This is a genomic window from uncultured Tenacibaculum sp. (genome assembly GCF_947495995.1).
GTDB lineage: Bacteria > Bacteroidota > Bacteroidia > Flavobacteriales > Flavobacteriaceae > Polaribacter.
The window spans coordinates 586514-612674 of the sequence record NZ_CANMAX010000003.1; the positions used below are offsets into that span (position 1 = coordinate 586514).

At 29.9% G+C, this 26161-nt stretch carries 23 protein-coding genes; 8 read left to right on the forward strand and 15 right to left on the reverse strand.

The window, feature by feature from the left end:
- The 12 genes from Q1A15_RS11985 to Q1A15_RS12040 form a co-directional block, all read right to left on the reverse strand.
- The gene (locus Q1A15_RS11985; protein WP_299623864.1) at window positions 1-1029 is read right to left on the reverse strand and encodes a rod shape-determining protein; all 1029 of its coding nucleotides are present in this window, start codon (window positions 1027-1029) and stop codon (window positions 1-3) included.
- An 80-nt stretch (window positions 1030-1109) separates the two neighbouring features.
- Entirely contained in the window at window positions 1110-2636 is a 1527-nt protein-coding gene (gene purH, locus Q1A15_RS11990; protein WP_299623867.1) for a bifunctional phosphoribosylaminoimidazolecarboxamide formyltransferase/IMP cyclohydrolase, read from the reverse strand.
- Window positions 2637-2991: 355 nt separating this feature from the next.
- Window positions 2992-3444, reverse strand: coding sequence for a GAF domain-containing protein (locus tag Q1A15_RS11995; protein ID WP_299623870.1), 453 nt, complete (start codon window positions 3442-3444; stop codon window positions 2992-2994).
- Window positions 3445-3447: 3 nt separating this feature from the next.
- Window positions 3448-4266 (reverse strand): pseudouridine synthase, encoded by an 819-nt coding sequence (locus Q1A15_RS12000; RefSeq protein WP_299623873.1) that lies wholly within the window; start codon window positions 4264-4266, stop codon window positions 3448-3450.
- 86 nt (window positions 4267-4352) lie between these two features.
- A complete protein-coding gene (locus tag Q1A15_RS12005; protein WP_299623876.1) occupies window positions 4353-4964 on the reverse strand; it encodes a response regulator transcription factor in 612 nt (203 codons plus the stop codon).
- Window positions 4951-7818: a two-component regulator propeller domain-containing protein gene (locus tag Q1A15_RS12010; protein ID WP_299623879.1), complete on the reverse strand. Its 2868-nt coding sequence runs from the start codon at window positions 7816-7818 to the stop codon at window positions 4951-4953. Before Q1A15_RS12010 ends, Q1A15_RS12005 begins: the two co-directional genes overlap by 14 nt.
- 632 nt (window positions 7819-8450) lie before the next feature.
- Window positions 8451-9371, reverse strand: coding sequence for a geranylgeranylglycerol-phosphate geranylgeranyltransferase (locus Q1A15_RS12015; RefSeq protein WP_299623882.1), 921 nt, complete (start codon window positions 9369-9371; stop codon window positions 8451-8453).
- A 5-nt stretch (window positions 9372-9376) separates the two neighbouring features.
- A complete protein-coding gene (locus tag Q1A15_RS12020) occupies window positions 9377-10303 on the reverse strand; it encodes a mevalonate kinase (RefSeq protein WP_299623886.1) in 927 nt (308 codons plus the stop codon).
- A gap of 37 nt (window positions 10304-10340) precedes the next feature.
- Window positions 10341-10826, reverse strand: a complete 486-nt coding sequence (locus tag Q1A15_RS12025; protein ID WP_299623889.1) for a hypothetical protein — start codon at window positions 10824-10826, stop codon at window positions 10341-10343.
- 5 nt (window positions 10827-10831) lie between these two features.
- Window positions 10832-11911 carry a diphosphomevalonate decarboxylase gene (locus Q1A15_RS12030; RefSeq protein WP_299624054.1) on the reverse strand — a complete coding sequence of 360 codons (1080 nt, stop codon included), beginning with the start codon at window positions 11909-11911 and terminating at the stop codon, window positions 10832-10834.
- Window positions 11912-11951: 40 nt separating this feature from the next.
- Entirely contained in the window at window positions 11952-12659 is a 708-nt protein-coding gene (locus tag Q1A15_RS12035; RefSeq protein WP_299623892.1) for a LytTR family DNA-binding domain-containing protein, read from the reverse strand.
- Window positions 12652-13710 carry a sensor histidine kinase gene (locus Q1A15_RS12040; RefSeq protein ID WP_299623895.1) on the reverse strand — a complete coding sequence of 353 codons (1059 nt, stop codon included), beginning with the start codon at window positions 13708-13710 and terminating at the stop codon, window positions 12652-12654. Before Q1A15_RS12040 ends, Q1A15_RS12035 begins: the two co-directional genes overlap by 8 nt.
- A gap of 202 nt (window positions 13711-13912) precedes the next feature.
- Here Q1A15_RS12040 and Q1A15_RS12045 point away from each other — a divergent pair, with 202 nt between their 5' ends.
- The 6 genes from Q1A15_RS12045 (at window position 13913) to Q1A15_RS12070 (ending at window position 17871) form a co-directional block, all read left to right on the forward strand.
- Entirely contained in the window at window positions 13913-14293 is a 381-nt protein-coding gene (locus Q1A15_RS12045; protein ID WP_299623898.1) for a MotA/TolQ/ExbB proton channel family protein, read from the forward strand.
- Window positions 14294-14327: 34 nt separating this feature from the next.
- Window positions 14328-15659, forward strand: a complete 1332-nt coding sequence (locus Q1A15_RS12050; protein WP_299623901.1) for a serine hydrolase domain-containing protein — start codon at window positions 14328-14330, stop codon at window positions 15657-15659.
- A complete protein-coding gene (locus tag Q1A15_RS12055) occupies window positions 15656-16567 on the forward strand; it encodes a tetratricopeptide repeat protein (RefSeq protein ID WP_299623904.1) in 912 nt (303 codons plus the stop codon). Before Q1A15_RS12050 ends, Q1A15_RS12055 begins: the two co-directional genes overlap by 4 nt.
- 62 nt (window positions 16568-16629) lie before the next feature.
- Window positions 16630-16866, forward strand: coding sequence for a hypothetical protein (locus tag Q1A15_RS12060; RefSeq protein ID WP_299623907.1), 237 nt, complete (start codon window positions 16630-16632; stop codon window positions 16864-16866).
- A gap of 74 nt (window positions 16867-16940) precedes the next feature.
- The gene (locus Q1A15_RS12065; RefSeq protein WP_299623910.1) at window positions 16941-17561 is read left to right on the forward strand and encodes a hypothetical protein; all 621 of its coding nucleotides are present in this window, start codon (window positions 16941-16943) and stop codon (window positions 17559-17561) included.
- 16 nt (window positions 17562-17577) lie between these two features.
- Complete coding sequence (locus tag Q1A15_RS12070; RefSeq protein ID WP_299623913.1) at window positions 17578-17871, forward strand: hypothetical protein; 294 nt, start codon at window positions 17578-17580, stop codon at window positions 17869-17871.
- A 57-nt stretch (window positions 17872-17928) separates the two neighbouring features.
- On the opposite strand, the gene Q1A15_RS12075 is transcribed toward Q1A15_RS12070, so the two are convergent.
- The 3 genes from Q1A15_RS12075 to Q1A15_RS12085 form a co-directional block, all read right to left on the reverse strand.
- Window positions 17929-19140, reverse strand: coding sequence for an NAD(P)/FAD-dependent oxidoreductase (locus Q1A15_RS12075; RefSeq protein ID WP_299623916.1), 1212 nt, complete (start codon window positions 19138-19140; stop codon window positions 17929-17931).
- On the reverse strand, window positions 19137-20066 hold the full coding sequence (locus Q1A15_RS12080) for a GYDIA family GHMP kinase (RefSeq protein ID WP_299623919.1): 930 nt from the start codon (window positions 20064-20066) through the stop codon (window positions 19137-19139). The genes Q1A15_RS12075 and Q1A15_RS12080 overlap by 4 nt, the downstream gene beginning before the upstream one ends.
- Before the next feature lie 497 nt (window positions 20067-20563).
- A complete protein-coding gene (locus Q1A15_RS12085) occupies window positions 20564-22297 on the reverse strand; it encodes a hydroxymethylglutaryl-CoA reductase, degradative (RefSeq protein ID WP_299623922.1) in 1734 nt (577 codons plus the stop codon).
- A 150-nt stretch (window positions 22298-22447) separates the two neighbouring features.
- Here Q1A15_RS12085 and Q1A15_RS12090 point away from each other — a divergent pair, with 150 nt between their 5' ends.
- Both Q1A15_RS12090 and Q1A15_RS12095 read left to right on the forward strand, forming a co-directional pair.
- Window positions 22448-24625, forward strand: coding sequence for a S9 family peptidase (locus Q1A15_RS12090; protein ID WP_299623925.1), 2178 nt, complete (start codon window positions 22448-22450; stop codon window positions 24623-24625).
- Between the two features lie 13 nt (window positions 24626-24638).
- Entirely contained in the window at window positions 24639-26159 is a 1521-nt protein-coding gene (locus Q1A15_RS12095) for an oligopeptide:H+ symporter (RefSeq protein WP_299623928.1), read from the forward strand.
- Window positions 26160-26161: the final 2 nt, after the last annotated feature.

The window sequence follows — 26161 nt, forward strand, 5'->3', positions numbered from 1 at the left end:
TTAGCTAACTAATACGCTCTTATATTTGTTCAAGTTTTTCAGTGCAATACCAGTTCCTCTAACTACAGCTCTTAATGGATCTTCAGCTACGTAAACTGGTAAGTCTGTTTTTCTAGATAATCTCTTATCTAACCCTCTTAACATAGAACCACCACCAGCTAAATATATTCCAGTATTATAAATATCTGCTGCTAATTCTGGAGGTGTTTTAGATAATGTTTCCATTACAGCATCTTCAATTCTTAAAATTGATTTATCTAATGCTTTAGCAATTTCTCGATAAGAAACTTGAACTTGTTTCGGTTTACCACTTAAAAGATCTCTACCTTGAACCATCATATCTTCTGGAGTATCGTCTAAATCTTCGGTAGCAGCACCTATTTGTATTTTCATTTTCTCAGCAGTAGTTTCACCTACATAAAGGTTATGCTGAGTTCTCATGTAATACATAATATCACTAGTAAATAAATCACCAGCAACTTTTACAGATTGATCACAAACAATACCAGCTAATGCGATAACTGCGATTTCTGTAGTACCACCTCCTATATCAATGATCATATTACCTTTAGGCTCCATTATATCTACACCAACACCAATTGCAGCTGCCATTGGTTCGTAAATTAAATAGATTTCCTTAGCATTCATATGACGAGCAGAATCAATAACCGCTCTTTTTTCTACTTCGGTAATTCCTGAAGGAATACAGATAACCATTCGTAGAGAAGGTGGGAATATTTTTTTTCTAATTGCAGGAATCTGTTTTACAAATTCCTTTATCATTTCTTCTGAAGCTTGGAAGTCGGCAATTACACCATCTTTTAGAGGTCTAATTGTTTTAATATTTTCATGGGTTTTACCTTGCATCTGTTGGGCTTCTTTACCCGTTGCAATAATTTTTCCGTTTACTCTATTCCTGGCAACAATCGAAGGACTATCGATAACTACCTTTCCATCATGTATGATAAGGGTATTCGCAGTACCTAAATCGATTGCGATATCCTCTGTCATAAAGTCAAAAAATCCCATAAAAAATATTTAAAAGTGTAACCCGTTTATGTATTCTCACAAATCTAATAAAAAAAATGATAGAAAAGGCACCTTAAACATTAATGTTTAAAGTGTCTTGTTCCTGTAAATACCATTGAAAGACCATTATCGTTACAATAATTGATACTTAATTCATCTTTTATAGATCCTCCTGGTTGGATTACAGATTTTATACCAGCATTATCAGCGATTTCAACACAGTCTGGAAAAGGGAAAAATGCATCACTTGCCATTACTGAATTTTCTAAGTCGAAACCGAAGTTTTTAGCTTTTTCAATTGCTTGTCTTAATGCATCAACTCTACTTGTTTGTCCAGTTCCACTTGCACAAAGCTGCTTGTTTTTAGCTAATACAATTGTGTTAGATTTTGTGTGTTTGCAGATTTTCGAAGCAAAAAGTAAATCATCAATTTGTTCTTGTGTTGGCTTTTCGTTTGTTGGGTATGATAAATCTTCAAGAACATCAGTTTTGTTGTCTTTATCTTGAACTAACACACCGTTTAAAGAAGTTCTAACGATTTGGTTAGGTAATTCAACTTCTTTTTGAACTAAAATGATTCTATTTTTCTTTCCTTTTAAGATTTCAAGAGCTTCATTAGTAAAACTTGGAGCAATTACTACTTCACAGAATAATTTGTGAATTTCCTCAGCAGTTTCTTTATCAATTTCTACATTAGAAATTAAAATACCTCCAAAAGCAGAAACAGGATCTCCAGCTAAAGCATCAACATAAGCTTGATAAACAGTTTCTCTTTGAGCAAAACCACAAGCATTGTTATGCTTCAAAATTGCAAATGTTGGAGCTTCTCCTTTAAATTCATTGATAAGATTTACAGCTGCATCTACATCTAATAAGTTGTTATAACTTAATTCTTTTCCGTGTAACTTATCAAACATTGCATCTAAATCACCAAAGAAATATCCTTTTTGATGTGGGTTCTCTCCGTAACGTAATGTCTTAGCAGTAGTTTCACTTGCTTTGTAAACTACTTCCTCTTCATTAAAATAATTAAATATAGCTGTATCGTAATGAGAAGAGATATTAAATGCTTTAGCAGCAAACTTTTTTCTATCTGCGACAGTAGTTTCACCATTGTTTTCAGAGATTAAGTTTAAAAACTCATCATATTGTTCCATTGAAGAAACAATACAAGTATCTTTAAAGTTTTTAGCTGCAGCTCTGATTAATGAAATCCCTCCAATATCAATTTTTTCAATAATATCTTGTTCGCTAGCACCCGAAGCTACTGTTTTCTCGAAAGGATATAAATCTACAATTACTAAATCTATTTGTGGAATATTAAACTCTGTAAGTTGTGCTACATCACTTTCATTTTCTTGTCTGTTTAAGATACCACCAAAAATCTTAGGATGTAATGTTTTTACTCTTCCACCTAAAATAGAAGGATAATCAGTAACACTTTCTACAGGAACAACATCGATACCTAATTCTGAAATAAATTTTTCAGTACCACCAGTTGAGTATATTGTTACTCCTAATTCATTAAGTTTTTTTGCGATTGGACCTAAACCGTCTTTATGAAAAACAGAGATTAATGCAGATTTAATAGTTTTGTTGTTGCTCATGATTGTTGTGTTGTTAATGAGCGCGCAAATTTACTAAAAGTTGGATTTTACTGCAATTGTTAGGGAAGGTATTTAAAAAGAAAACCGAAAAAAACTTGTTAACAACTTGAAGTTTTTTTCGGTTTTAAGTTTTTTTATTGACTTACTATTCTGCGTTTTCTAAGAAATCTCTTACCCAAAGCGCTATTTTTTCTAGCAAAGTCAACTTTCCAGCCTCGGTACTCTTACCTAAGCTTTCATAACTAGGGATATTCTTACTCATCTTTAGGGGATTTAAGAGTTAGTAATAAAATTGTTGATAACTTTTTACAAATCTATACAAAAAAACTTTATAACCAAGTGTTTACACGTTTTTTTACAATAAAAACGAAACTTTTTCGCAAATATATTCTAAAAGTTGCTCGTCTTTATCTGAAAATGGATTAACAGTATGAGAATCAATGTCTATTTGACCGATATTTTCACCATCAACAAAAATTGGTATTACAATCTCAGATTTAACCTTCCATCCACAAGAAATATAATTGTCTTGTTCAGAAACGTCTTGTACTACAAAATTTTCATTGCTAACAGCTACTTGACCACAAATACCTTTTCCGAAAGGAATAATTGTATGTTCTGTTGGCTCACCAGCAAATTCAGCTAATTTTAGCTCTTCTTTATCTCCATTTTTAAAATAAAAGCCTACCCAATCGTAATACGAAACTTCTTCTTTAAGGTAATCACATATAGCTTGTAACTTTTCTTCTTTAGAAAAAGTACTGTTAAATATATCGTCTGCTTTTGCTTTTAAATCATCAAAATTCATTTCTTATAACATTTTTAAGTTGTTTATTTCTTGTTGAGTTAACGTTCTCCATCTTCCTCTAGGTAGATTTTTCTTCGTTAATCCTGCAAAGATAACTCGGTCTAATTTTACAACATGGTAACCAAAATGGTCAAATATTTTTCTTACAATTCTGTTTCTTCCAGAGTGAATTTCTATTCCTACTTCTGTTTTCTTTTCACCTTCTACATAAGAAACAGCATCAATAAAAACTTTTCTACCTTCAATCACTACATCACCACGTAATTTTTCAAGATCAGAAAGTGTTAACTTCTTATCTAACGAAGCATGATATAGTTTTCTTACATTATGTTTCGGATGTGTTAGTTTTTTTGCTAATTCTCCATCGTTTGTAAACAAAAGTAAACCTGTTGTATTTCTATCTAATCTTCCTACAGGATATATGCGCTCTTTAGTCGCATTAGCTATCAAATCCATTACAGTTTTTCTACCACGATCATCTTCCATGGTTGTAATGTAGTTTTTAGGCTTATTTAAAAGAACATATCTTTTTTCTTCCATTGAGATTAAAGTACCATCGAATCGTACTGCATCATCAGGTTGAACTTTGTATCCCATTTCAGTAACTAGTTTACCATTTACAGTAACGCTACCGTGTTCAATGTATGTATCTGCTTCTCTTCTAGAACAAATACCAGCATTAGAAATAAATTTATTTAATCGTACTCCAGGATTTTCTTGTGACTGTGAAGTAGTAGGTTTCTTTTTAGGAGCGTTACGTTTGAAACGAGGATTGCTGTTCTTTCCAGCTTGTCGTCCTCTCGACGAGTTATTTTTATTCATTTGAAATAATTTTAAAACGGGCGCAAATATACTCTAAATATTTGGCTTCCAGTAAAAAAAAAGAGTAAGTCTTTTTATTTGCAAATTTAACCATATTTTTCTATGATTTCTTTCTTGCTATTCACTTGAAGTTTTTCGTAAATGTTTCTTGTGTGGGTTTTTATGGTGTTTATAGAAACATAAAGTTCATCTGCAATAGAGGCGTAACTTTTGCCTTTAGCTAAAAGATTTAATATTTGATTTTCTCTTTCGGAAAGTTCTTTTTCGTTTGGAGACTGAAAAGATTCAACTACTTTTCGTGCAATGTTACTACTCATAGGTGCTCCTCCCTTTTGAGTTTGCTCAAGAGCATTAATTAATTCTTTCGGAGAAATATTCTTGGTCAAATAACCAATTGCACCTGCACAAAGAGCGTCGAAAACATATTTAGAATTTTCGTGAACAGAAATTATGACTGGTAAAACATTAGGGATGTTTTTTTTGATTTCTTTAATTGTTTGAATTCCATTGATTCCACCAAGTTGAATATCAACTAACATAATATCAATATTCGATTGCTTTTTTGTGAATTTAATCGCTTCTTCTCCAGAAGTGAAACCATTAATAACTTTAAACTTTGGGGAGCTATTAATAATTTCAATAAATGAATTTAAAATGTTTTCATGATCTTCTATTACAATAACATTAGTTGTTTCCATGTACTTTATTGTTTTTCAAGTTTCCTGTAAAAGTTATTGTTACACCATCATCGGTTTTAATTTTTAACTTTTGATTTAGCGTTTTTGCACGAAACTTCATATTTTGTATTCCGTTAACTCTCTTTACAGCATCGATATTAAATCCTATACCATTATCGTATAAGATAATTTTTAAAGTATCCTTTTTTATTGTGAATTTTAAAAATACTTTTGAAGCCTTACTATATTTTAATGTATTTGTCATAGCTTCTTTAAAAATTAAAACGAGCTGTTTGCTCCAATAATAGGGAAGTATAATTTTTTCTTCAGTGAAATTATGTGATGTATAAAAAGATATAGGAGAATTGTTAAATAATTCTTCTCCAAAATCGGTTAAATAAATTTGTAGCTGATGCAGATCATCATTTTTGTGATCTAAAGACCAGATAAAATCTTTCATTCCGCTGTATAAATAATCAGCATCTTTTTTAATCTGTTGCAGTTTTACTTTCTTATTTTGTTTGTTTGAAGAAAATTCATCGTCAATAAGTAGGTTAGAAGTAATAGCTATACTAGCGAGTTTATTACCTAGCTCATCGTGGAAATCCCTAGCTACATTCTTGCGAACTTCTTTTAAAGCTGTTTGTAGTTTTTCTTTTTCAAGTATAGTTTTCTTAAGTGCTTTGTTTTTTTCAATACTCTTTTTTAAGCCTTTTAATAATAAGACTATTAAAAATCCAAGGAAAAAAGAGGTGAGTGTAACAAAAAACCAAGTTTGCTGATGCCACGGAAGGTTTACACTAAAATAATAATCAGGAGTATATTTCCAATTGCTCAAACTGTCTTTGTACTTGAATCGGATACTATAGTTGCCTTCTTTCTTATCATTAAAATCTAAAAAATTATCTGTAGTTAAAATCCAATTTTCATCATCAATTTGATATGCTAGTTTTACCGAAGTAGAATTTATAAAGTTTATTGTGTTTAACGTAAAAGTATTTTTGTCTTGTTCAACGATAAGTTGTGTGTTGTGAGCTGTTTTAAAAGGAGTAGAATTGTTCATTTTAAAAAGCCCTTTATTTCCAATAGCGTATAAATAATTATCTTTTTCTGTGATTTCTCTTATGGAAGAAGATATTTGTCCCAAGTTCTCATCAATACTGTAGAAGTTGTTTTGATGTAAAACATTTAATCCTTTTTGAGTTCCTGCCCAAAGTTTCTGATGAGAATCTATAAATAGGTCGTTAATGTGATTACTAGAAAGTCCTTCTTTTGTAGAAAAGTGAGTTGTGCTTTTAGGAGTTATTTTATAGGCTCCTTGATTAGTAGCAAACCAGATGGTGTCTTTATTAACAACAAGATCATTGAAAATATTGATATTAAAACTTTCAGAGAAATTCCATTTGCTTTTTTCTAGTGTTTTTAAATCGATAACATACACACCTAATCTTCCACAATTAATGAGTACTTGATTTTTATATAATGTTGCATTTTTAAAAAAGTGCTCAGGATCATTATGAATTACATCACTTTTTATAAGCTTTCCATGTTTTCTAATTTCATACCTGTCATGATATAAATCTACTTTTAATGAATCTTTTTCAAATGAAAACGTTTCATTAATCTTGTTAGAAACTTTATGAGAATTGAGATAAGTGGTGTACGTTTCTGAAGTTCTACCAGGAGTGATTAAATTAATTTTATCATCGTCAATTTGAAAATGCTCTGTGTAAAAAGGGATCTTTTTTGTTTGAATTCCTTGATCATTCAAAAGGTAAATTAAACTGTGAGAAGATATAATAATATCCGAGTCAATAATATCAATGTCTCTAAGATCTGTGTTTTCTAATACATCTTCTGAAAAGAAATTATTCTTCGTATTCAAAACCTGAAAAACACCTTGTCCGTATGTTGTAATCCATAAATTGTAATCGCGATCTATTAAGATATCTGATATTGAACTTTTAATCGAAAGTTGATCTGATAATGAAGAAACAGTTTTTGAATTGAAATTGTAGGTGTAAACTTTCCTAATATTATCTACATCGTGATGAAAAACAAAATACAATATTTCAGCTACGCGAAACATTTGAATAATTTTCCCTCTTTTCAAAGGAATATTAATTACCTTATTTAGTTTCTGATTCTCATAAAGGTAAATCTTATTGTAGGAACTAATAATGGATTCATTTTTATTAAAGACTAATGCATGTACATATTTATTGTTAAGCTCTTCAATATTAAAATGTCTTACGTTTAATTTGTTGTCAACTAGGTTAATTCCTTTTTTAGAAATACTTAATTTGTTTTCTTTTTGATTCGAAAAGAAGTAAATGTTATTGTTGTAAAAGTCGCTGTTTAATGCAAAAGGCAGGTCGTTTGCACTGTGCTTTTTTAAAAATAATGATAAAGATGTTTTATTTTTAGAAGGACTCACCAATTGCATCTTATTCATAGTGTTGTCTTTCAAATCATAAATAACAACAGATGGTGTTCCTATATTCGTACCAATAACTATTGAATCATTTAGTTGATATACTTTATTAATATTAGTTGTTCTGTCTGCAGAGTTGTCGAACTTTTGAATAGAATCATTTTTGAAAGTATGTAACCCACCTCCCCAAGTAGCAAGTATAAATTGATCATTGTATTTGTCTTCAATAATATCAATTATATAATTAGAACGTAAACCATTATCGGTGTAGTTCTTTATTGATTTTCCATTGTACATGGATAAACCATCATCTGTACCAATCCAAATAAAGCCTTTGCTGTCTTGAATGATTTGATATGTCTTGTTATCACCTAATCCGTCTTCAGTTGTTATATGTTTATAAACTGGAACTTGACAGAAGGTGTTTATACAATGAAACAAGACTACTAGTAAAAATATTTTGCGGGATAATTTCAAAATAAAAACTATGATTGAATCACGATACAAATATCACGAAAAAAAAAGATGTAAAATCACCCAAAAAGGGTGGTTTGATTGTTTTATGCTTCATTTACTTTTGTTTGGAGTGATTTGAAGTTAAGTAAAAGATCGGATTACTTAGTTTTTTCATAACTACCTTGAAGGGGAGGTTAATACAACGAATCGTCTAAGATTGTTTAGGCGATTTTTTAATTGTGTTCATCAAAAGGTAGTGGGGGGAGTGTTTAATAAAAAAAAGAAAATTTGAAAATGAGATGTCCAAGTTGTGATTCGCATCTAATTAAAAGAAAAAAAAGACATGGAGTAATGAAGTTATTGCCATTTGTTCGTGCGTATAAGTGCGGTGTTTGTAAAACGAGTTTTATAAAAATTAAAGTTTGATACGAGAATCACCTTTTTCGGGTGATAAGATCCGTAAGGTATTTCGTTAGTTTTGCTTAACAATTTTAAGGGGAGGAATTGTTAGGGGATTATACATTAGGTATAATAATAGTTTGCTTTCTATACAAAGAAAAAGAAGATTAGAAGTTTTGAAGATCGTTTAGGAATATATTCTTAAACGATTTTCTTTTTTAATTAAGTTGATCTATAACTCGATCTAAAAGAAGAGATTTGTCAATTAGTAATAAACTAAAAACACCAATTAATAATAAGATTTTTAAAATATTATGTATGCGTTGATATTGTTTTTTGGTATTTGATTTCCAGATGAAAAAACTAATGAATGTAAGTGTAATTGCAGCAAGAAAGAAATAGTATTTCATGTACTGAATTGCTGGATAATACGACAATATAATAACTGGAAGTAAACTTAGAATAAGTAAAAAAATAATAAATTTTTTCGTTTTTGTTTCGCCGTAAACAATAGGAAAAGTATTATAGTTGTTAACGATAGCGCCTTTAATATTTTCTAAATCTTTGATTAACTCTCTAACAGCAATTACTAGAAGCAAAAAGAAAGCATGAACAAAAATTACTTTTGAAAAATTCTTATAATGAATAAAAATTACAAAAAAAGGAAGTATAGTTAGTACAGTAACACTAAATAAACCAAATAAAGGATACTTTTTTAGTTTGTGAGAGTATAACCAAATTCCAAAAATGTAAGCTGCAAAAAAGAATCCAGCACGCCAAGAAACCAGCCATCCAAACGAAAATCCAATGAAATTTAATAAAAAGTATAATGAAAGTTTTGTCTCTTGTTTAATCTTATCGTCAAGAGTACTTTTTATGGGTTTGTTTATTTTGTCTGCTTTTACATCATAAAAATTATTAATAATGTAGCCTCCAGCAACAACGCAAACTGTAGCAAGAACCAAGTAAAGTAAATGCCAATCTAGTAAAACATGTTTTAGAGATTTATTTTCAGAGAAAATAAAAATAGCCGCGAGATATTGAGCGGCTACTAATACTAAGATATTATATCCTCTTACAACAGATAAAAGGCTTAATAGTTTTACTAAAATATGTCTGTCGTAAAACTTAAGACTCATACGTGTTAGAATCGATAAACTAATTCAAGTTTATAATCTTTTAAACTATTTTTTGCTTTTTCGTAATCTTCAGTAAAACCTAAGATGTATCCACCACCACCAGAACCACAAAGTTTAAGGTAGTAGTCATTAGTTTGAATTCCATTTTCCCAAACTTTATGAAAAGCATTAGGAATCATAGGTTTGAAGTTTGTAAGAACAACTTTAGATAATTGTTTTACATTCTTAAATAAAGATTTTACGTTTCCTTTTAAGAAATCTTCAATACAAGCATCGGTATACGTAACGAATTCGTCACTCAACATTTTTCTGAAACCTTCATTTTTCATTTTACTCATAAAAAGAGTAACCATAGGTTCAGTTTCACCAACTTGTTCAGAGTCTAATAAGAATACAGCACCTTTACCTTCTTTTTGAGAAGGAATTCCTGTAGCCTCAATATTTTCTTTTGAATTGATAAGGATAGGTAAACTTAAGTAAGAATTCAAAGGATCTAAACCAGAACTCTTTCCGTGGAAGAAAGATTCCATTAAAGAAAAAACTTCTTTTAACTTTAATAGTTTGTCTCTAGTAAGATTTTCAAGAACAGTTATTTTATCATTTGCATACTTATCGTAAACAGATGCTACTAATGCTCCAGAACTTCCAATTCCATATCCCATAGGAATAGAAGAATCAAAATACATTCCTGCATCAATATCATTTTTTAATTCAGATAAGTTAAAAGAAACAACTTCAGCATCAAGCTTAGATAAATAATTGTAAAAATCTAATAAACACTGATTAGATTTTAATGCTTGTCCTGATAAATTTTTAGCTGTTTTTAAAGCTCCTTTGTAAGAATTAAAAGGAATAGCTAATCCTTTAGAATCTTTTATGATTCCGTATTCTCCAAAGAGTAAAATTTTGGCGTAAAATAAAGGTCCTTTCATTTTCAGAATTCTTTCGTATTACAAAGATACTTAATATTTAATAAATGTTCTTGTAGAAGGTTTTCCAAACTCCTACTTTTTCTCCTTTTTTATATTTTCCTCTAGTTTTTATTTTACCGTTTTTATAAAAAGTTTTCCAAACTCCATCTTCTTTTCCGTTTCTATAACGACCAACAGATTTTAATTCACCAGTTGAAAAGTATACTTTTTTAAGTCCATTTAGCTCTCCGTTTCTGTAGCTTTCTTTCTTTGCAATACTACCATTAGCGTTGTAATAGTTTACAACACCTTCGTAAGCTTCGTTAGTAATTTTGCTATCTGTGCTAAATCCTTCAGTATATTTTTGTCCGTTTTTATAATACTTAACAATCCAATACCCGTTTTTTACTTTTTTCGGAATAGGAATGTAATATGCAGCTTCTGATTGACTAACTTTTTTCCAATTGTTGTTATACCAAGTTTTTTCTTGAGCCCAAGAAAAGAAAATTGAAAAAGAAAAAAATAAAATAACTAAAGCTCTCATACTATTTATATTGATAACGCACCTAAACCAGCAAAATCGTGAATAAATTGACCTTTTTGGCAATATTGAACTAATTTACTTTCGATAAAAGAATGGATTTGCTCTTTCTCGTTTTCAGGGTATAACATATGAACATTTGCGCCAGCATCTAAAGTAAAACATACATTACTTCCAGTTTTTTCTCTGTAACTCCAAATTTCATTGATAATGTTTAACGTGTTAGGTTTCATTAAAATAAAATAAGGATCACTAGTAAGCATCATTGCATGCAATGTTAAAGCTTCACTTTCTACTAATTTTATAAACTCTTTAATATTACCAGTTTGTAATATTTTAGATAGTTTACTCAAGTTCTCATTCGCTTGTTTAAAACGATTTTCAGCATAAGGATGATCGTGCATTAAATTATGTCCAACTGTACTTGAAACTTGTTTTTCTCCTTTGTCAACTAATAAGATTGTATCTTGGTAATTGTCAAAAATAGAATGCACATAGTGTGGAAATTTAATTCCATATAAGTCTGAACTTTCATCAAAATCTGGATGATCTCCCCAAATAACCAATGGTCCTTCAATACTTCTACTTGCACTACCAGAACCAAGACGTGCTAAAAATGAAGCTTTTTGATTAAAAAACTCTTCAGAAATAGCTGGGTTTAGCTCTTTTTCTAAGCTCATTAAACACATTGCAATAGCACTCATTCCACTTGCAGAAGAAGCAATTCCGCTACTGTGTGGGAATGAATTTTCTGAATGAATTTCCATTTTGTATTCTAATACATATGGACAATATGTTGCTATTCGTTCAAAAAATGTTGCAATTTTCGGCTTAAAATCATCTTTCTTTTTTCCTTCAAAAAATAATTCAAAATCAGCTTGCTGTACTTTTTTAATTTTACTGAAGATAATTTTTGTAGTTGTATGACAATTACTTAATGTAAAGCTAATTGATGTGTTCTTTGGTAATTGTGGATTTGTTTTTCCCCAGTATTTCACTAAAGCAATATTACTTGGAGTTTTCCAGGTTACTGTAGTGTCTTTTAAAAGAAATTTTAAATCTTTAGGAATAAAAGAAGTTGTATTGATACTCAAAATCTTGAAATTTTGTGTAAAGATAAAATTTCACTTAAATACCAGACAACTTTTGAAGCACACTTTCTTTATAATTTCTACTAATAGGAATAGCTTTTTTATCAATTTCTACATATTCGTTTGTGTAAGCTTCAATAAAATTGACAGAAACTATGAAGGATCGATGTACTCTAATACATAATTTTTCAGGAAGTTTAGTTTCAATATTACTAATAGTTTCTCTGGTAACAATAGTTTTATCTATCAAATGAATCTTTAAATAATCGCTTAAACTTTCGATATAAATAATTTCGTTAAAATTTACTTTTACCATTTTTCGTTCAGAGCGAACAAATAAAAAATGATCTTCAATATTTTGTTTTTTTACTTCTTGTTGTTGCTGTTTTTTCAGAGGTATTTTCTTAATGGCTTGTAAAAAACGATCAAAAGCAATTGGTTTTAATAAATAATCAATCACATTTAAATTAAAGCCATCAATAGCATAATCTCTATATGCGGTGGTGAAAATAATATGCGCATCTGCATTTACAATTTTAGCTAAACTCAAGCCATTAATTTCTGGCATATTAATATCTAAGAAATAAATATCTGCTTCGTTTTCTTGAGCAAATTGTATTGTTTCTAACGCATTAGAAAAGCTTGCTTTTAGAGATAGATTCGGGGTTTTTTCAATAAATGACTCAATAATTTCTCTAGCAATTGGTTCGTCATCTACAACAACACAAGTAAATATATTATTCATTTTTCGCAGGTATTTTTAAAAAGACTTCGTAAGATGTATCAAGTGAATGTATTTCAAGAGTAAATTTGTTTTGAAACAACATCGTTAATCTCTTTTTAATATTGGTAAGTCCTATTCCTTTTTTAGAATTCAACATTTTTTTACAAGAGTTTTTAATTCTGAAGGAAATAGTGTTTTCTGAAGTTGTAATTTCCATTGCAATGTTTAAAGTTCCGTTGATTTGAACTCCGTGTTTAAAAGCATTCTCAACAAATGGTAGAAAAACCATTGGAGAAATAAGTAGAGAATCATCATGAATGTTTTTTGAAAAACTCACATTCAAAGCATCTTGAAATCTCATTTTTTCGAGGGAAATATAATCTTCAATATGTTGTATTTCATTTACAAGAAGTACTTGTGGTTTTTCAACTTGATATAAAATATAATCTAATAAACTGGATAGTTTTAAAATCATATCCGGAGCTTCATCTGCTTTTTTAAGAGCAAAACCATATAAAGTGTTTAAAGTATTAAATAGAAAATGAGGGTGAATTTGCATTTTCAAATACTTTAATTCTTGTTCCTTTAATTGTAATTGTGTTTGTAGGAATTTGTTTTTTAAATCTTCGTCTCTTAAAGTTGATTTATAATTTTGGATTAATAACCCTATCATAATTGTAATTAAAACAATAAAATAAACTCCGAAGATTATGAATAAAACTGTTTTTTTAAATGGTATTACATTGTTTACAAGTAATTTTTGAGAGAAAACCATTCCATACAGAATTGAAAGAACGATAAAGAAAAAAGCTATAATAAAAGTATAAGCCGTGTATAAAATAAATAATCCGATTTTTTTATTAAGTAAGTATTTTGGGATAAGAAAATATAAAAAGAAGTATCCCATGCTAATAGTTACTGGCATTAAATACAGAGAAAAGTTATTTATATACGCAGTGTTACTCGTACCATAACCTAAAAAGTAAGTATAAAATGTGTATACTCCTATCCAAAAAAAGATGTGTAGGAAAATGAATAATGTACGACGTATGTAAACACTTGGAATACTCATAGCGTGCAATATCAGTTTTTTTTCATTGAAAAGTAATGTTTTGAGATAGAATTCCAAAAAACATAGGTAAATAACGAATTTATTTGATAAGCTTAAAAAAATGGTAGATTTAAGGGGTAAATTTGTTGAAAGTCGATAAAAAAAGTAACCAAAGGAAATCAAGAATAGATTTGAGGTATATTAACTTTAAAAACAATTGATTATGAGATTTTTATTTTTTGGACAATTTTCTGATAGAATGAGAGAAGGTGGTGCAGATTTTATGTACCCTATATTATTAATGTTATTAATATGTATCGGTCTTAGTATTTATGCTTTTTTGAAAATTGAAAAGGTGAAAAAACTTAAGGAAATTATTAGTCATGTGAGTTTATTTGCTTTAGTGTACGGTTTTTTGGGAATGATGATCGGCTTGATTGGTGCTTTTGATGCTATTTCTGTAGCGAATGATTTTAGTTCTAGTGTTTTAGCAGCTGGATTAAAAATAGGATTACTGTCTCCCACATTTGGAATGTTTACTTTTTTAATAGCACGTGTAGGTATTATCGCATTAACAATTAAAGCAAAGAACGAAAACGCTTAATTAAAATCTATTTAATTTTTTAAAATTCAATAAAATGAAAAAAAGTATCTTTTTTTTAATGGGATTCCTATGCGTTTTTTTAACCTGGAGTCAGGATGAAAATTTAAAAGAAATAGAAAACTTATTTGCTGATTTGGCTTCAGAAAATAAAGCGATGGGAACACTATCTATTTTTAAAGAAGGTAAAGAAGTGTTTAATACGTCAACTGGATTTATTTCCGTAGAGGATAAATTAAAAGCAAATCGCTTTTCTAATTACAGAATAGCATCTATAACTAAAACATATACGGCTACAATAATTTTACAATTGATCAGTGAGCAAAAACTAACTTTAGAAAGTAAATTAAGTGATTTTTTTCCTGAGTTACCGAATGCTGAAAGAATAAAAATTCAAGATCTTTTGTATCACAGAAGCGGGTTGTTTAATGTAACAGAAATAGAAGGTTTTTCAACCTGGATTTCTAGCTACAGAACTCGAGAAGAAATGCTAGGGAAAATAAAAGGTAAGAAGCCTAACTTTAATCCAGATACAAAAACTGCTTACTCAAATACCAATTATATTCTTCTTTCATACATAGCTGAAGATATAGAAAAGAAAAAATATGCAACGATTTTCAAAGAGCGAATAGCAGATGCTTTAAATCTAAAACATTCGTATTTAGGAAAAGATGTTGAGGTAAAAGATAATGGGGCAAAGTCGTATTATTTTGAAAATAAAAAATGGAATCCAGTAACGATAATCACAGATATTAACGGACCAATAGGGGCAGGTGGAATTGTATCTAATGCTACTGAAGTAAATACTTTTTTTGATGGTTTATTCTCAGGGAAATTATTATCGAATACTTTTCTAAAACAAATGACAACGACTAAAGAAGGCTTGGGTATGGGACTTTCTATGTTTCAATATCATGGAATGCCTTTGTACGGTCATAATGGAGCAATTGATGGATTTCGTTCTATAGCTGGATATATACCAAATAAAAAAGTTGGAGTTGTAATCACATGTAATGGAGTACACCAGATGAATTTATCTAATCTTATTTTCAAAGTATTAGATCTTTATTTTAAAAATGATGCATCTATGAAAAGTACTTCTTTAGTAGAACTTAAAGTTTCAGATTTAGAACCTCTTTTGGGAATTTATGGTGGCGACACTTTTCCTTTCAAAGTAACATTTACAAGAGAAGAGAATAGGTTGTTGGCTCAAGCAACAGGTCAACCAATATTTAAATTAATAGCTTTAAAAAGAAATGTTTTTAAATACGATGCTATGGGAATTCTTTTCAATTTCAATAAGAAAGATGATAGTGTTTTAGTCAAGTTCCAAGGGAAAGAACATCTGCTGAAAAAAGAAAAGTTATGAGAAATATAGTATTAACAATTTTGATTTTTACTTGTTTGTGTTTGTATTCTCAAAATGAGGGAGATAAATACAGAAGAGAAGGGGATTTAGAAAAGGCAATTCAAGCATATACAGAAGTGTTAGATAAAGATCCTGCTAACTCAAATAATACATATAATTTAGCATGTGCTTATGCTTTGTTACATCAGATAGATAAAGCTTATCATTATTTAGACAAGGCTTTAAAGAATGATAATACACTATGGGTTTTAGCAGATAATGATCTTTTGTCGTTACGAGATGATATGAGGTGGAAAAATATTGAAGTGAATCAATTTAATAAATATCAAAAGAACAAAGGAAAATTAAAGAAACCTGAATTAGCAAAACAATTATTACGATTAATTGGTGAAGATCAAATGTTTGATTATCACATGGGTTTAGCTAAGCAATTTTTTGTTAAAAACGGAAGAGCTCCGCATTGGTATTATCCATTAGGATATGTAAAAAAACAAAAAGCGGAAGATAATTTTCGTAAACTAGAAGAGTTGATAGAGAAATTTGGTTGGCCTACATATAGTGACGTAGGAAAATTAGCTGCAGACGGACCATTGTTAATAATAAATCATCACGAAAAAGAAGAAATTCGTTTAAAGTATTTGCCTCTAATAAAAGAAACTTGTGAAAAACAAGAGGGGAGTTGTGTTGAATATGCTAAAATCAAAGATCGAGTATTGGTAAATACTGGTAAAAAGCAATTATATGGAATGCAGTTTGCTTATAATGCTGAAAATAAACTTGAACCATTACCGATTTTTGAACCTGAGTTTGTAGATCAAAGAAGAGAGAAGATAGGTTTACCTTCTCTTAAAGAATATTTGAAAAGAAAAATTAATTATGATTTTAAAGTAGCGCAGAAAAAGAAATGATTTGACTTGTAGATTGGCTTATCCTATACCCATTTCAATTTAGAAATGGGTATTTTTGTGCTATGAGTAGAAAAATAAAATTGATTTGGGATTTTAAAGGTCCAGATGCTTTAGAAACTGCCAAACATCACTGTGTTCATTTAAAAGAATTTACACAAATAGAAAATCTGAGTTTTCACGAAGTTAACTTTAAAGAAGTTAATGAAATGTACACTTTAGCATACGTAATCGTAGACGAATCGGTTATGAAAATATTTAGAGATGCATTAAAACCACATCGAGGAGAACTAGCCAGTTAATTGTTCAAATCTTTTAAGTTTTACTAAAAGTAAACAAGCTTATTATTGTATATTTAAGTTGAAGTAACCAAATTATGCATAGTAAACTATTTTTTACCCTGTTCATGTTTAGTGTTTCGTTTCTTACAGCGCAGCACACTTATGTAACAAATAGAGGGCACGAATCTTTAGAAAAAGCCATACATATTAGTCACGAATTAATTGAAGGTAGAACAGCTTTCTTCGAAAGACAGGCTGAAGATAAACCTTTAATGTTTCAAAAAACAAGAGTGTTAATAGGTGAATTAAATCGATTATCAAACAATGTGAAATCTTACATCGATACGATTCAAAAAGAAGTGAATACAGAGCAAATTGTTTACGATTTGCTATCTGAAAATTTTTATAAAAAAGTATTGTTTACTGATAACGGAGGTTTAACAAAAAGAGGAAAACGATTAAAAATTAAAATTGATAGTTTATACGACTATTCATTAAAAATTAACGTACATAGGTTGTCTCAACTAGAGAACTTTTCAAAAGATCATTTTAAAACATCTAATATGTATTATGATTTTGATGAGAATGAGTTATCTTTTTTTGAACATCTTTTTTACGATAAAACGAACTATGGTATAATGATGTCGATGTATTATCTCACTTTAGATGTGCAAACATTTCAATTATTGTACTATGGAACAGTAATGAGTTATTAATCAAAAAATAGAGAAAATGTATTTAATTAATTTACATGCAGTACCAACAAAAGAATCTGAGTATTTCGAGAAAGTAGTAGGAGCTTATGTAAGCGTTTATATAGATTATGTTGATGGAGAAGGAGCCGTTCAATTAGCAAAATATTACACACAAGAAGAAGGTTGGATAGTACAAAATGTAGAAGAAGACTTTTTTGAAATTGAAAATCCAGATGAATTAGAAGAAGATCTTAAACAATTTTATGATGAAGCCAAAGAATACGGTTATACAATGATCTTTAATTGCTATGAATCTGTTTTAGAAGAATAGTAAAGCTACATAAAGTTAGTAGTTAGAGAAATGAGAATTATTCTGTTTGTCTAACTACTAATTCTCTGCAATTGCATTTGCACAAATATAACCTCCAGTCCACGCATTCTGAAAATTAAATCCGCCTGTAACTGCATCAATATTTAAAATCTCACCTACATAAAATAAGTTTGATTGTAATTTACTTTCGAAACGTTTAAAATTAATTTCTTTTAAATCGATTCCTCCAGCAGTAACAAATTCATCTTTGAAGGTTGATTTACCTTCCGCAGAAAAAACACAATTCGTTAATTGATTAGCAAGGTTAGTAACTTCGCTTTTAGTTAAGTTGGCCCAATTTTGTTTTAAATTAATATTTGAAGCTAGTAATAATCTTTCCCACAGACGTCTTGGGATTTCTGAAAAAGGAGATTTTAATCCAATTTGTTTCTTGGCGTTGGCTTTTTTTAAGCCATTCAGTTCTTCAGTTATCTGATTTGTACTTTTAGAAAGCCAGTTTACAGCAACTTTATAACTGTATTTTTTATCAGCTAATATTCTAGCACCAAAAGCAGAAAGTTTTAAAACTGCGGGTCCACTTAAACCCCAATGTGTTACAAGTAATGGTCCAAAGTTTTCTAGTTTGGTGTCTAAAATTTTTACACTGGCATTTGGAACAGAAACTCCTCCAAGATCGGTAATTCTTTTGTCCTTTATGTTGAATGTGAATAAAGAAGGAACTGTATTGATAACTGTATGTCCGAGTTCGTTCGAAAGCTCCCATATTTTTTTACTGCTTCCTGCGGCAACAACTAATTTATCAGCAATAAACTTGTCATTTTTAGTGTTGATAACCCAATTTTCATCTTGTTGATAAAACGAAGTTACATTTTGATTTGTTAACACTTTGATATTTAGTTTTTCAACAGCTTTTTGAAAACAATTGATAATCGCTTGTGAAGTATTAGCTTCAGGAAAAACACGATTGTCGCTCTCGATTTTTAAAGGAACACCTCTGTTTTCAAACCATTCGAATGTATCTCCAGTCATGAACTGATGAAACGGACCTAATAATTCTTTTTTTCCGCGAGGATAAAACTTAACCAATTCTTTAGGTTCAAAACAAGCATGAGTTACATTACAACGTCCTCCACCAGAAATTCTTACTTTTTGTAAAACATCTTTACCTTTTTCAAGAATTGTGATATCTAAATCAGGATTTAACTCTTTTGCATTAATCGCTGTAAAAAAACCAGCTGCACCACCACCAATAATTATAATTTTACTCATAACGCCATTTCATTAAAAGGAATAATAGTTTCGTATCCTTTATTTTTAAAATATTCAGGTGTGTTTTTATTACCAGTTACTAAAACAAAATCTCCACCCCAAGCACCTAAACTTTTTATCGCACCAAAATAATCAGGAAATAATCTAGCTTTAACCGTTTGCATTTGTATTATAGCACTAATAATTCTTTCGTGTTCTATAATAATTTCATCCAATTCGTTTATCGATTTTGCTTCAAGAAAAGCATCAGATAATTCAGAAATTCTAGAAATTTCTTTAGCTATGTTAGTGTTGTTTTTTCGATACTGTGCAATTCCTTCTCTGCTATTTTGTTTCTGATTCAGAAATACAAAATATAGTTGATCCGCAAAAGCAGGAGAAAACGTAGTGTTTTCAATACTAGGTTTTTTGTTGTCTAGCTGATAAAAAATAGGATTGTCGTGTTTTGCACAAGCAATATCATAACCACTTCCGGAAAAAGCATTCCAAAGTAAATCGAACGGATTAACTTTTGCCCAAGAGGCAATATTATTGATTAAGGTAGAAGAACTTCCTAATCCCCAATTTTGAGGAAAACTTAAATGAGTTTTTACAATAAAACCATTGTTGGTTTGTAAAAAATCAGGATTTAAATTTCTTGCTTCCTGTAAAATATTTTGTAAAGTTTCAGCGATTTGGTCAGAACTTCCTTCTTTATCTGAGTTAAAAGTAGCTGAGGTTAAACGAAGATTAGGTAAACTAAAAGCTGCTTCGAACCAACATTCACTAGTGTTTGTAAAACTTCCCCAAATTAATTCAGGCTGTTCTATTGGAGTTACGGTTAAATCTTGACCATATTTAGTCGGAATAGCTAGAGATTTAGCCCCATCTAAAACAACATATTCTCCTGTAAGTAATAATTTTCCGTTACTGTAATATTTATCCAAAACTAATATTAGGTCGTATGCAGCCGAAACCTTTTTATAATTTAATTGTTACTCGACTGCACTCGAGTAAATTTTGTTTTTTGATGTTTTGTAAACTCTTTAAAACTTTTAGAGAAACAAAAAAACAGTATTGCCATGCAATAAATAACAATATTAAAGTTTGAGCTATAGTTGTAATTAATTCTACCTGATAACGTGTTTTTAATAGAATAAAACCATGAAATATTACCTAAAGCATAATATATTTTATAAGAGAAAAAGCTAATTAAAAAATACATAGTCCATTTATGTCCTTTGTATATTGCAATTAAAGAGTATAAAATTATAGCTAAATAGAAAATCTCTAAAACTATTTCAGATTTGAAATAGTTTAAATAATAGTCGTGTAAAGTACTGTAATAAATATAAAAACCAATAATATATAGTGAAGCTAGAACGATAAAACTAGATACTATAAAAAATTGTTTTCTTCCTATATTTATTAAAAAACTATCCATTTACACCAATCCAAATTGTTTAAAATGATGTGTGAAATGCTTTACTTGAAACTTTTTCCAATAGTCAAAATTCAATTCACCGAAAAAAGGATGAACCACAGTTCTTGAACTGTCTTTTTCAAAAACATCGAAAAATACTTCTAATTGAGTAATCAAATCATCAATAGCTTCTTCAATAGAATTAAATTTTAGCGGAGTTGGATTATCCGATAAAAATGACGCTCTAAAACCAGGTTGTATTTCTTGATTTGTATCTAAAAAAGGTCTTCTTCTTGCTGTTTTTTCATCATCAACAAATATATCAACACTCCAATTTCCATTCGGAATTTGAGTTACAGCACTTAAATGTTCTATCATTTGTTGAGCATTCATAGTACCAAAAACAGGTTTGTCACTATTAGAAAGTTTACGAAGAGTATTTCTGATTTCACTTTCATTAGTAATATCAACCCAATTGATTTTAGGTTTACGAATCTCTTGTAATTTTTCAACTACAGCACTATGAGAAACAGTTTTTGATTCAAAATAGTTGCTGATTTCTTCTTTCTCAGCCACAGTTGCATCATGCTGATTTAAGATATTCATTAAATGCATTTTCATATGTCCGTGCTGAATACCTTTAGTTGTTAAAGCTCTTAATGCAGCAAAATTCTGAGCTAAACCAGCAGCAGCAATAATTTGCATTAAGGTTCTTGCATCTGGTTTTTGCATAATATCTAACGATAATTTAGCCATAGGATGCAAAGCTGTTAATCCACCTACAGTTCCTAAAGCTAAAGGAATTTCTATCCAGAATTTAAAAATTCCGTCTTTAACCTCGCAATGTGTTAAACTAGAATAACTCCCGTTTCTAGAAGCATATGCATGAGCACCAGATTCAATAGCTCTAAAATCATTTCCAGTAGCTAAAACAACTGCGTCAATACCATTCATAATTCCTTTATTATGAGTTACGGCACGATAAGGTTCTATTTCTGCAATTTTAACAGCTTGCTCAAATTTATAAGCAAATTTTTCTGGATTTTCTCCACCTAAATCTTCGATAGGACAACTAACTTCTGCTCTTACTAAACATTCAGGTACGTAATTGGATAAAATACTCATGATGATTTCAATGTCATCTTTCTGAAATTTCTTAGCAATAGCTTCTAAACAAGAGTTAATAAAATTAGCTCCCATACTATCTTTCGTTTCAAAAGTAACATGTAGTTGATAGTAATTGTCTAGTTTAGAAGTCTTGTCTTTTAATTGAATATCTAAAATTCCACCACCACGCTTTTCCATGTTTTTAGTAATGGAAGCAGTAGCAGCAAATAATTCAGTTTTATTTAATTTAAAATAGGATTCTAATTCCGACTTGTCACCAGCATAAATAAAATGTACCTGGCCTATTTTGGTAGTAGAAATCACTTCTGTTTTAAAACCACCACGAGTACTCCAGTATTTTGCAACTTTAGAAGCTGCAGCAACAACAGAACTTTCTTCAATAACCATAGGAATAGCATAGGTTTCGTTATTAATAACAAAATTTGGAGCTACACCATAAGGCATGTAAAAATTAGAAATTGTATTTTCAATAAAATCATCATGAAGTTGTTGTAACTTCTCATCAGCATTCCAATATTGTAGGATAGTTTGCGTAATTTCAGGTTGATTATTGAAGTAGGTTTGAGCTAACCAATCTATTTTTTCTTGTTTAGTTAGCTTAGAAAAGCCAGAAATAATCTTCGACATTCATCTTATTTTTAAAACAGAGCAAAGATAAATCTTTCAATTAAATCACATTTTATAAATGTAGTTTTCTGTTAAATTGCAGTAAAATTTATTATTTTTTCGTAAACTTGGCAGTCGTTTTATTAAATCATCAAATAAATAAGATACTTCATGAGAAAATTATGCTTTCTAGCAATTTTGGTGACTTTTTTTTCTGCTAAGAGTCAATCAAATACAAACAACCTTAAGGAAATTACATTAGAAGAGATTTGGGGTGGCGCTTTTTCTGCAGATAGAATGAATGCCTTAAACTCTATGAATGGAGACTTTTACACCGTTTTAAATTTTAATAGAGAAACAAGAAGTTCTTCTGTAGATAAATATAGCTACGAAACACAAGCAAAAGTGGCTACTATTGTTGATAGTAAAGATTTATACAATTTATCTTTCTTTAGTTCTTATTCATTTAATGCAAATGAAACAAAACTATTATTAGGAACGAACTTTAAACAAGTATATCGTCACTCATATAAGGGTACATATTACATCTACGATATTGCTACTAAAGAATTAACTTCTTTAGGAGAAGATATTCAGGAGCCAACATTTTCACCTGATAGCAAGAAAGTAGCGTATGCAAAAGACAACAACTTATATGTTAGAGATCTTGAGCAAAATAGAGAAGTAAGAGTAACTAACGATGGAAAAGTTAATGCTATTATTAATGGTACAACAGACTGGGTTTACGAAGAAGAATTTGCATTCGTAAAAGCATTCGACTGGAGTAAAGACAGTAAGTATGTAGCTTTTTTGAGATTTGATGAAAAAGAGGTAGCGCAATTTTCAATGAACGTTACTGGGAATGAATTATACCCATCTACAAATACATTTAAATATCCTAAAGCTGGAGAAAAAAATGCAGTAGTAACATTACAATTATTTAATGTAGCTGAAAAAAGTGTGAGTAGAATTGAATTAGGTGAGTACGAGTATATTCCAAGAATTCAATGGACGAAAAAGCCTGAAGTGTTATCTATTACAACATTAAATAGACATCAAAATGATTTAAAGTTATTCTTTTACAATACAAATACTAAAGAGTTAAAAGTAACATTGAATGAAAAAGATGAAGCTTATGTAGATATTCAGGATAATTTAACTTTCTTAGATGATAATAGTTTTATCTGGACAAGTGAAAAAGATGGTTACAATCATATTTACCACTATAATGAAGATGGAACATTAAAAAATCAGATTACGAAAGGAAATTGGGATGTTACTAATTACTACGGGTTAAGTAAAACAAACAATAAAATTTACTACCAATCAGTTGAAAACGGATCAATAAATAGAGGTGTGTATTCAATTGGTTTAGATGGAACAGGAAAGAAACTATTGACAAATAAAAGTGGTCATAGTAATGCTTCGTTCAGTAAAAATATGAAGTATTTCATAAATACACATTCTTCAGCAACTGAAGTTCCAACATATACTTTATACAATGGAGAAGGTCAGAAATTAAAGACTTTAAAAGATAATATTGACCTTTATGTAAAAATGAAGGGATATAAGATGAGCAAGAAAGAATTTTTCACATATAACATTAATGGAAATGATTTAAATATGTGGATGATTAAACCTGCTGATTTCGATCCGAATAAAAAATATCCACTATTATTATTCCAATACTCAGGTCCTGGTTCTCAGCAAGTAGCAAACAGATGGAATTCTAATAATGACTACTGGCATCAAATGTTAGCACAAAAAGGTATAATTGTTGCATGTGTTGACGGACGAGGAACTGGTTATAAAGGAAGAGATTTTAAGAAAGTAACTCAAAAAGAGTTAGGTAAATATGAAGTTGAAGATCAAATAGCTGTAGCTAAGTTCTTTGCAGGAGAAAACTATATTGATGCAGATAAGATTGGAATTTGGGGATGGTCTTACGGTGGATTCATGAGTACGAATTGTATTTTAAAAGGAAACGATGTGTTTTCTATGGCAATTGCAGTAGCACCAGTTACTTCTTGGCGTTTTTATGATACAGTTTACACAGAGCGTTATATGACTACACCTCAGGAAAATCCAACAGGTTACGATGAAAATTCACCAATTTTCCATGCAGATAAATTAAAAGGAGACTATTTATTAGTTCATGGTTCTGGAGACGATAATGTACACGTACAAAACACAATGAGAATGGTGAATGCTTTAGTTGAAGCAAATAAGCAATTCGATTTATTTGTTTATCCAGATAGAGCACACGGAATTTACAGAGGAAAAAATACAAGACTTCATTTATTTACTAAAATGACAAACTTTGTATTAAAGAGTTTAAAAACCAAATAAAACTAAACTAATTATGAATACTTCTCAAAAGGATATATTGGGGCATCCTTCAGGACTCTTTTACCTGTTTTTTGCCGAGCTATGGGAGCGTTTCTCATTTTATGGAATGAGAGCGTTATTAACCTTATACATGGTTAATGAAATTTTTAAAGCTTTAGCAGAAAAAGATGTTGCAGCAGCAGCAGTTTATGCATCCTATGGTTCGTTAGTATATGCATCAACAGTTGTTGGAGGTAGAATTTCTGATAAGATTTTAGGAATGCGTCAATCAATTTTCTTAGGAGGTATTCTAATGGCATTAGGTCATTTTGTATTAGCTATAGAAAACGATATAGCTTTTTTCTTAGCGTTAGCATTTATAGTAGTTGGTAATGGTTTTTTCAAACCTAATATATCAACGTTTGTAGGTTCTTTATATGAAGATGGAGATAGAAGAAAAGACTCAGGTTTTACGATTTTCTACATGGGAATTAACATAGGTGGTTTTATAGCACCTTTACTATGTGGTTGGTTAGGTAAAGCTTATGGGTGGCATTATGGTTTCGGTTTAGCAGGTATTGGAATGCTTTTAGGTTTAATTTTCTTTTGGAGTGGAATTAAGAAGAATGTTTTTGGAGACAAAGGTTTACCACCAAGTGAAGAAGTTTACAATAAGAAAGTTTTAGGAATGCCGCAAAAAACATTAGTGCCAGTTTTAGCTTTCTTATCAGCACCAGTAATCGCTTATTTGTTAGCAGAGTATAAGGCTATAGGAAGTGGAGATACGTTTTTGGGAGATCAAAATATCGTTAATGTACTTTTCAAAGTAGTTGGAGTAATAGTTTTATTATACCTAGGTAAGATTATGATGGGAGCTACTGTAGAAGAAAGAAAAAAACTGTTTATGGCTGTTTTAATTACTTTCTTTATGACGATTTTTTGGGGATTCCATGAATTATCTGGAAGTGTAATTACTTTATTTGCTGATAGAAACGTAGCACTAGATGGGATAATGAATGCTAGTCAAACGAATTCATTAAACTCGTTAGTAATTATATTATTATCAATACCAGTTTCTTTACTTTGGACATACCTTGCAAAGAAAAAGTTAAACCCAAGAACACCATACAAATTCGGAATGGGATTATTATTAGCTGGTATAAGTTTCTATATTTTATCTTTAAGTAAAGGAGCAGCTAATGAAGAAGGTATGGTTCCTTTCTTTTATTTATTAGCAATGTATTTTGTGTTATCTATTGGAGAACTTTTTATGTCTCCAGTTGGTTTATCTAAGATCACAGATTTATCTCCAAAAAGAATTATAGCTTTTATGATGGGAATTTGGTTCTTGTCTTCTACTTACGCTTTTCAAATAGTAGGATTTATATCAAAAGAATTAGCTGTAGAAAGCACAGATACTAATATTGGAGGATTACAAACTTTAGCTTTATATACTGATGGATTCGGATTAATTGCTAAATATGCAATAGGAGCAGGAGTGTTAGTTTTATTAACTTCTCCTCTAATGAAGAAATTAATGGGCAAAGTTCACTAAAA

What these genes read in the sequence shown, in the direction of transcription:
- Q1A15_RS12085 (WP_299623922.1), bottom strand. Translation starts at nt 22,297, where the DNA reads ATGTCGAAGATTATTTCTGGCTTTTCTAAGCTAACTAAACAAGAAAAA.
- Q1A15_RS11995 (WP_299623870.1), bottom strand. Translation starts at nt 3,444, where the DNA reads ATGAATTTTGATGATTTAAAAGCAAAAGCAGACGATATATTTAACAGT.
- Q1A15_RS12020 (WP_299623886.1), bottom strand. Translation starts at nt 10,303, where the DNA reads ATGAAAGGACCTTTATTTTACGCCAAAATTTTACTCTTTGGAGAATAC.
- purH (WP_299623867.1), bottom strand. Translation starts at nt 2,636, where the DNA reads ATGAGCAACAACAAAACTATTAAATCTGCATTAATCTCTGTTTTTCAT.
- Q1A15_RS12075 (WP_299623916.1), bottom strand. Translation starts at nt 19,140, where the DNA reads ATGAGTAAAATTATAATTATTGGTGGTGGTGCAGCTGGTTTTTTTACA.
- Q1A15_RS12060 (WP_299623907.1), top strand. Translation starts at nt 16,630, where the DNA reads ATGAGTAGAAAAATAAAATTGATTTGGGATTTTAAAGGTCCAGATGCT.
- Q1A15_RS12025 (WP_299623889.1), bottom strand. Translation starts at nt 10,826, where the DNA reads ATGAGAGCTTTAGTTATTTTATTTTTTTCTTTTTCAATTTTCTTTTCT.
- Q1A15_RS12000 (WP_299623873.1), bottom strand. Translation starts at nt 4,266, where the DNA reads ATGAATAAAAATAACTCGTCGAGAGGACGACAAGCTGGAAAGAACAGC.
- Q1A15_RS12005 (WP_299623876.1), bottom strand. Translation starts at nt 4,964, where the DNA reads ATGGAAACAACTAATGTTATTGTAATAGAAGATCATGAAAACATTTTA.
- Q1A15_RS12050 (WP_299623901.1), top strand. Translation starts at nt 14,328, where the DNA reads ATGAAAAAAAGTATCTTTTTTTTAATGGGATTCCTATGCGTTTTTTTA.
- Q1A15_RS12095 (WP_299623928.1), top strand. Translation starts at nt 24,639, where the DNA reads ATGAATACTTCTCAAAAGGATATATTGGGGCATCCTTCAGGACTCTTT.
- Q1A15_RS12055 (WP_299623904.1), top strand. Translation starts at nt 15,656, where the DNA reads ATGAGAAATATAGTATTAACAATTTTGATTTTTACTTGTTTGTGTTTG.
- Q1A15_RS12065 (WP_299623910.1), top strand. Translation starts at nt 16,941, where the DNA reads ATGCATAGTAAACTATTTTTTACCCTGTTCATGTTTAGTGTTTCGTTT.
- Q1A15_RS12045 (WP_299623898.1), top strand. Translation starts at nt 13,913, where the DNA reads ATGAGATTTTTATTTTTTGGACAATTTTCTGATAGAATGAGAGAAGGT.
- Q1A15_RS12070 (WP_299623913.1), top strand. Translation starts at nt 17,578, where the DNA reads ATGTATTTAATTAATTTACATGCAGTACCAACAAAAGAATCTGAGTAT.
- Q1A15_RS12090 (WP_299623925.1), top strand. Translation starts at nt 22,448, where the DNA reads ATGAGAAAATTATGCTTTCTAGCAATTTTGGTGACTTTTTTTTCTGCT.
- Q1A15_RS12035 (WP_299623892.1), bottom strand. Translation starts at nt 12,659, where the DNA reads ATGAATAATATATTTACTTGTGTTGTTGTAGATGACGAACCAATTGCT.
- Q1A15_RS12040 (WP_299623895.1), bottom strand. Translation starts at nt 13,710, where the DNA reads ATGAGTATTCCAAGTGTTTACATACGTCGTACATTATTCATTTTCCTA.
- Q1A15_RS12015 (WP_299623882.1), bottom strand. Translation starts at nt 9,371, where the DNA reads ATGAGTCTTAAGTTTTACGACAGACATATTTTAGTAAAACTATTAAGC.
- Q1A15_RS11985 (WP_299623864.1), bottom strand. Translation starts at nt 1,029, where the DNA reads ATGGGATTTTTTGACTTTATGACAGAGGATATCGCAATCGATTTAGGT.